Origin of the sequence: Petralouisia muris, assembly GCF_004793545.1 — a bacterium.
GTDB lineage: Bacteria > Bacillota > Clostridia > Lachnospirales > Lachnospiraceae > Petralouisia > Petralouisia muris.
The window spans coordinates 1-6,466 of record NZ_SRYA01000138.1; the positions used below are offsets into that span (position 1 = coordinate 1).

Below are 6,466 nucleotides of genomic sequence, written 5' to 3' on the forward strand. Positions count from 1 at the left end.
CTCTGTTTTTGAGGTAAGCAGAATCGTCAAAGCTAGAAAAATCAATAGATTTAGGATTGACAGAATAGGAAGGAACATACTTATGAAGAGAAAAAGCATAATAATACTTCTCTTTTTTGTGGCACTCATGTTTTTAATGCCCGGCATATCAGCAGAGGCGAAAACAAAGCCAAAGCTGGAAGTAAAGAAAAAGACTACAGCAGTAGGACAGAAATGCCGGTTAAAATTTAACGGGGTGTCCGGCAGGGCAGTAGTAAAATGGAAAACCAGTAATAAACAGGTGGTTTCCATCGCTAAAAGAAAAGGAAATACGGTTACATTCAAGACTGTAAAAAAGGGGAAAGCGGTGGTTACGGCCACTTATAAGAAAAAGAAATACCAGTGCAGGGTTACGGTTAAGGCAGGGGAAAAGAAAAAGACGGCAGCAGACCATCCGGTGTTAAACATGGTGATGTGACATTATGTTATCTTTCTGAGGAATATTAAGATTACATAACCTATGACAGCAGCCACCTCCGGGAATACCGTTTCCGGATGTCGGGCACAAGGAAAGAAGTAAGGGACTGGGAAATATCCGGGGATGGGGCAGGTTATTTTAATATCACGGATTATGGGTTGCTGCAGTTGAATTATGGACCTGCCTATGTTGAACCGTGTGTGACGGCAACGGTAACGGCTGTTCTGGAGGATGGAAGAAAACTGACAGCAGCGGTGAGGACATATTCCGGGGTAAATATTTATATAGATAAGCTGTTTGCGGATTTTGAAAGAAGGTATATTGCCCCGTCTATGACAACGAAAGAGAAAGCAGAAAAAGCGGCATGGTATATCAGCCAACTTCAGATTATGAACTGTATAATTATAACTGGATTGATATTTTTCTGAAAGGAAAAGGCGACTGTTATGCAAGCCGCTACGCCCTGCAGTACCTGTGCAACTATATGAGGATTAAGGCGGTGGCATGCCGGAATCTTGATGACCACAGGAAAACACTGCTCTATGCAGATGGCAGGTTTTATGTCATCGTTACCGGATTTAATGAGCCGAAGCCAAGACCGTATGGAATTTATGAAATCAGCGGCGGGGCTTTGGAGGATTTGGCAGAAAAGAATAAATTTGACCTGGATTATTTTTGTCAGTAGAGAGGGGCGGGAACATGGACTTAATAACAGATGAAGTCACTGCATGAGGCCGCAAAAGATTTTACAAGGGATTCCGTGTGGAAGGTTCTGTTTTGGATATTCAAGATATGACACATCTGGTGTATATGTATGATTCCATCCGGAAACTGAACTTACATGACGCTGCCGCAATCCGCACAAAAGAGTATGCCGGAGAACAAGCCCACTTCATCATAGCGGTTGGGGCGTTTGCGCTGCTTGCGTAACTCCTGCACCCGTTCCCATGTGTCACGGTCTATGATAGGCTCGTGGTGGCTCTCAAAGATTGCCTGTTTTTCTTCGGGGTTCTCCTTGCTCTGTTTACCTTGTAGGACACTTTCTCGGTCTTGAAGTTTACAAGGCAGCCTGTGTATTCCAGGTTTTCAAGGATATGCGCCACGGTGTTTGTCGCCCACTTGCACTCATAGCCGGGGTGATAGCGGCGTGTGCTTCCCGTCCTGCGGTATTCCAGCGTTCCCGGCGTGGGGATTTGCTGTTCCGTCAAGACACGGGCTATCTTGGTCGGTCCATTCCCGGCAAGGCAAAGGCTGTAAATCTGCTTCACCACCGGGGCGGCTTCTTCGTCAATGATGAAATTCTCGTCCTCGTCCATGAGGTAGCCGTACACGGGCTTGCTTGTGACAGGCTTCCCACTCATGCCTTTTGAGCGTTTTACCGCCCGGATTTTCTTGCTCGTATCTCTCACCAGCCATTCGTTAAAAATGTTACGCAAGGGGGCAAAATCGTTGTCGCCCTGTGAGCTGTCCACTCCGTCATTTATGGCGATAAAGCGGACGCCTTTCTGTGGGAAAATCATTTCCGTGTACATTCCCACTTGTAAGTAGTTTCGCCCTAATCGTGACATATCCCTTACGATAATCGTTCCCACAAGCCCCGCTTCAATGTCGGCAAGCATGGACTTGAAGCCGGGTCTTTGGAAATTCGCCCCGGAATAACCGTCGTCCGTGTACCATTTCAGATTGCCGAAGCCGTTCTGTTTGGCGTAGTTTTCAAGGATTCGCTTCTGGTTGCTAATGGAATTGGATTCCCCGGAAAGCTCGTCCTCATGGGATAACCTCGGATAAAGGGCGGTGATAAGTGTTGTGGCACGACAAACGCATGAATGAATAAATTATGAACACTTCATCTATTTTTTGGTATAATTAAAGAAAAAAGGATGGATTTGTTTATGAAAGCACTTTTAGACTATGTAAGTACAGTGACAGATATCAGACAGGAAAAAAAGGTTCTGTCTGGGACAGAAACGGGTGGAAGAAAAAACAAATGAAATTAAGGCAATCCCGGAACTGCTTGACTGTCTGAACATAAAAGGAACCATAATCACAACGGATGCGATGGGAACGCAGACAGCAATTGTAAAGAAAATCCGTCAGAAGCGGGCGAATTATGCACTGGCGCTGAAGGCAAATCAGGGGAATCTGCTGGAAGATGTCAGGCTGTATTTCTCAGAGGATGAATTTCCGAAAAAATGCGCCTATAAAAAGACAGTGGAAAAAGCAAGGGGCAAGATAGAAAAGAGGGAATACTGGCAGACAGATGACATATCATGGTTAAGCCAGAAAAAAGAGTGGACAGGGCTAAAGACGATCATCTTGACGCGTAACACAGTAATAGGGAAGGAAGGCGAAACAAGCACAGAGGAAAGATATTTTATAAGCAGCCTGCCGGCAGGGATTGAGGAGGCGGCGCGTGCAGTGCGAGGGCACTGGATGGCAGAAAGTTTCCATTGGCATTTGGATGTGACGTTTCGGGAGGACGGGAACCATACAATAGAGAAGCAGGCAGCATATAACTTAAATATCATGAGGAAACTATCGCTGAACATATTAAAGTTGATAGAGGTAGGAAGTAAGTCTTTAAGTCTAAAAAAGAAGCGGTATGCAATTGGTGCGAATCCAGAAAAACATCTGGAACAGATTATAAATTTATAAAAATTTATTAGTTGTATGAGTTTGGTTGTGAAATACATTTGTGTGTTTGTCGTGGAGGTGAGCTATATGAAGATTGACAGATTGATTGGCATTATCACCATTTTATTACAAAAAGATAAGGTTACAGCCCCCGAGTTGGCAAAGCGTTTTGAAGTATCAAGGCGAACTATCAATAGAGATATTGAGGACATAAGTAAAGCGGGTATTCCGATTGTTACCACCCAAGGCAGTGGTGGTGGCATTTCAATTCTGGATAGCTATAAAATGGATAAAGCTTTACTTAATGACGATGAATTGCAGGCGATTTTTTCAGGTTTGAAAGGCATTGACAGTATTTCAAAAACCTCATATCTTGCCAAGATGATTGAAAAACTATCTGTAAAAGATAACCGTATTCAAGTAGATGATAGCATTATCGTTGACCTTTCATCACATTACCAAAAGCCTTTAACTCAAAAAATTGATGTAATAAAAAATGCAATTCATACCAGACGATGTCTTTCATTTAGATATTATTACGAAAAGGGTGAAAGTGTAAGATGCATCGAACCATATCACCTAATATTCAAATGGTCATCGTGGTATGTATTTGGATATTGTCTTGATAGAAAAGCATATCGCTTGTTTAAGCTAAATCGCTTATGGAATATTAGTTTTCTTGATAAGGAATTTATACCCCGTGAGATACCTAAGAACGAATTACAATTTGATGATTATTTTTCATCTAATGCAATTCATCTTAAAGCGATTTTTTCCGAAAGTGAAAAATATCGGCTGATAGAAGAATACGGCATTAATTGTTACAAGGTTATAGATAGTGGGGAATTGCTTTTGGAACGAGATTTTGCAAATTATGATAATATGCGGTCATGGATATTTAGTTTTGGAGATAAGGTCACAATATTGGAGCCAATGCAGCTTCGTGAAGATAGAAAAAAACAGGCAACTGCAATTTTAAAAATGAAAGGATAAAGAATGACTAAAAAAATAAAACTCAAAGAAAATGATTTGAAAAACATACCCGGTGTTGGGAAAAATATGGAACAACACTTTTTTGATATAGGAATATTTACAATAGATGATTTGATTGGACAAAACCCTGAAGAACTGTTTTTGAAAGACTGCTTAGTTAAAGGATTGCAGGTGGATAGGTGTGACTGTATGTTTTTCGTTTATTCGTATATTACGCAAATAGTGATGTCTATGAGCCAGAAAAATTAAAATGGTGGAATTGGCAGGAGAAAAAAGAATAATAACAAAAGCAACATGACACACTGCTGTCGTGTTTGTTATGTTATACTGTATCTACTAAATTTAGGAGGTATATTATTATGATTGAGTCAAGATGTGGGTTATTGTGCAGCGATTGCAGTTTTCGTGAAACAATGGGCTGTAAAGGATGCGTAAATATTGACAAGCCTTTCTGGGGGGACAGTTGCCCCGTTAAATCATGCTGCGAAAAAAAAGGATTGCAGCATTGCGGAGAATGCGACAATTTTGTTTGCTCCTTACTACATACTTTTGCTTATGATATGGAGCAAAGCGATAATGGTGTAAGAATTGAGCAATGTAAAAAGTGGTGTGAAAAATAATGGCTTCAAGTAAAGAGTATCTTAGTTTTATTTTGGAACAATTATCTGGTTTGAATGATATTACCTATAAGGCCATGATGGGTGAATATATTATCTATTATCGTGGTAAAATTGCTGGCGGAATATATGATGATAGATTGCTTGTAAAACCCACAAAATCTGCTCTAAAATATATGTCAACAGTTCCTTGCGATTCCCCATATAATGGTGCGAAAGAAATGTTATTAGTTGACGAAGTTGATAGCAAGGAGTTCCTTACTAAACTGTTTGAAGCGATATACGATGAATTACCAATGCCAAAATCAAGACGGAAGAACAGTGGAGTGTACTGACAATGAACGAAACCGAATGGATAATCTGCACCATCTGCGGCAGGAAAACACACAATAAAATACGAGAAGATACCGTTTTGAAAAACTATCCTCTATATTGTCCAAAATGCAAGCAGGAAACACTGATAGATGCAAAGGATTTGCAGATAACCGTCATCCAAAAGCAGGAACACTAATCAAACTATGTAAGCCGCCGATTATGGGTAACGCCATAGCGGCGGTTTTTCTGTGCCTATCGGCTGTCTCTGTCAAAGGATTTCTTTCTGTGCGGCTGCTGTCTGCCCTGTTCCTGCAACTGCCTGAGCCTGTTTCTGACGCTCTCCCTTTCGGGCGGCTTTTGCGGTCTGCGTTTTTCCTTAACCTGTCGCTCCCACTCGGCAAGACTGCGGTTGTATTGTTCTACAACGGCTTCAGATTTTCGGTATGTTGCCATAAACGCCTGCACATCGGGATAACCGTCCTCTTTCAGAATGTCGGGCAGTTTATCCAGCCTTTCGGAGATTTTCTTTTCCGTCTGCTGTATCCGCTCGGTAAGAGCCTTTTGCTCCTTACCTTTGAAAACGCCCTTTGTTTTGGAAAGCTGTTCTTTTAACTTGGGGACTTCCTCCTGCAAAATGCGGATTGCCCTCGCCTCGTCCTGCACCCGTATCATCAAATCCCACATCGTTCGGAACTCTGCCATGTCAATACTGAGCGTAGGCTTAGGCGGCATACCGTGTTCACGGACAAGGTTTTGCAGAAATTCCTTTGCTTTGCTCACGATACTGCGGAACAGATTGGGCAGCCAACCGCTTTTTCGGATAGACTGGCTGACTTTATCGTGGATTTCCGTCTGCTTTACCTCTATAATTTTCGCTTCGGAAATGCCCGATAAGAGTGCCATATCCGCCGTCCTGTTCCATTCCTGTCTTGCGGAATTGTCTGCTTTGATTTCTTCCTCTCTCGGATTGTGCTTGCCGATTTTCTTGGTCGGCAGATACACGCTGCTTTTATCAAAAACTTTCATAAGGCCATCATCGCTACCATGTATTCTTCCGGGCTGCGTGTATCTGAGGCTGTCCATTTGCACTATGATGACATTTCCCGCACTAACATGACCATTCATGTCCGGGAAGCAAAAGGCCGCATCGACAGATATACGATCCTTTCCCAGAGGAATCTCGACCTGCTTACCGAATACTGGTTTCAGTGTGGCAGACCAAAGGGCATTCTCTTCCCGAGTTCATGGACTGGGGATTACCTCGATGTTTCAAGCGTTAACCAGTTTTTCAAAGCAAGCGCTAAAAAGGCCGGCATGATACGCCGCGTGTCTTCCCACGCCTGTCGTCACAGTTTTGCCAGTCACTTATTCGAAAGCGGGGTGGATATCAAATATATCCAGTCACTTCTTGGCCATGTCGATCCCCGCTCTACAGATGTATATCTGCATG

11 protein-coding genes and 1 pseudogene are annotated in these 6,466 nt (G+C 42.5%); 10 read left to right on the plus strand and 2 right to left on the minus strand.

Translation table 11 applies throughout. The features are described from left to right. From E5329_RS27745 to E5329_RS27755, 3 genes are all read left to right on the plus strand, one after another. Positions 1-457, plus strand: a 457-nt coding sequence (locus E5329_RS27745) for an Ig-like domain-containing protein (RefSeq protein WP_330572395.1), incomplete at its 5' end; no start/stop codon positions are given. Between the two features lie 77 nt (positions 458-534). Continuing rightward, complete coding sequence (locus E5329_RS27750; protein WP_135992389.1) at positions 535-885, plus strand: hypothetical protein; 351 nt, start codon at positions 535-537, stop codon at positions 883-885. Then, on the plus strand, positions 822-1,142 hold the full coding sequence (locus E5329_RS27755; protein WP_135992390.1) for a hypothetical protein: 321 nt from the start codon (positions 822-824) through the stop codon (positions 1,140-1,142). The genes E5329_RS27750 and E5329_RS27755 overlap by 64 nt, the downstream gene beginning before the upstream one ends. Before the next feature lie 155 nt (positions 1,143-1,297). Here E5329_RS27755 and E5329_RS27760 read toward each other — a convergent pair. Further along, positions 1,298-2,289: pseudogene (locus tag E5329_RS27760) on the minus strand (recombinase family protein); the annotation flags it as partial. Positions 2,290-2,386: 97 nt separating this feature from the next. Here E5329_RS27760 and E5329_RS27765 point away from each other — a divergent pair. The 6 genes from E5329_RS27765 to E5329_RS27790 all read left to right on the plus strand — a co-directional run bounded on the left by E5329_RS27765 (position 2,387) and on the right by E5329_RS27790 (position 5,212). Then, on the plus strand, positions 2,387-3,112 hold the full coding sequence (locus tag E5329_RS27765) for an ISAs1 family transposase (protein WP_135992391.1): 726 nt from the start codon (positions 2,387-2,389) through the stop codon (positions 3,110-3,112). A 66-nt stretch (positions 3,113-3,178) separates the two neighbouring features. Continuing rightward, a complete protein-coding gene (locus E5329_RS27770) occupies positions 3,179-4,084 on the plus strand; it encodes a helix-turn-helix transcriptional regulator (protein ID WP_135992392.1) in 906 nt (301 codons plus the stop codon). 3 nt (positions 4,085-4,087) lie between these two features. Beyond that, positions 4,088-4,333: a helix-hairpin-helix domain-containing protein gene (locus E5329_RS32750; RefSeq protein ID WP_275443829.1), complete on the plus strand. Its 246-nt coding sequence runs from the start codon at positions 4,088-4,090 to the stop codon at positions 4,331-4,333. 110 nt (positions 4,334-4,443) lie between these two features. After that, positions 4,444-4,704, plus strand: coding sequence for a DUF3795 domain-containing protein (locus tag E5329_RS27780; RefSeq protein ID WP_135992393.1), 261 nt, complete (start codon positions 4,444-4,446; stop codon positions 4,702-4,704). Next, positions 4,704-5,036 carry a TfoX/Sxy family protein gene (locus E5329_RS27785; protein ID WP_135992394.1) on the plus strand — a complete coding sequence of 111 codons (333 nt, stop codon included), beginning with the start codon at positions 4,704-4,706 and terminating at the stop codon, positions 5,034-5,036. The genes E5329_RS27780 and E5329_RS27785 overlap by 1 nt, the downstream gene beginning before the upstream one ends. 2 nt (positions 5,037-5,038) lie before the next feature. Next, positions 5,039-5,212, plus strand: a complete 174-nt coding sequence (locus E5329_RS27790) for a cysteine-rich KTR domain-containing protein (RefSeq protein ID WP_135992395.1) — start codon at positions 5,039-5,041, stop codon at positions 5,210-5,212. Positions 5,213-5,268: 56 nt separating this feature from the next. Here the strand turns inward: E5329_RS27790 and E5329_RS30185 are convergent, their stop codons facing one another. After that, positions 5,269-6,042, minus strand: coding sequence for a hypothetical protein (locus E5329_RS30185; protein WP_330572396.1), 774 nt, complete (start codon positions 6,040-6,042; stop codon positions 5,269-5,271). A 57-nt stretch (positions 6,043-6,099) separates the two neighbouring features. Between E5329_RS30185 and E5329_RS27800 the strand changes: the two genes are divergently transcribed. Next, the coding region (locus E5329_RS27800; RefSeq protein ID WP_330572397.1) for a tyrosine-type recombinase/integrase at positions 6,100-6,466 on the plus strand (367 nt) is incomplete at its 3' end.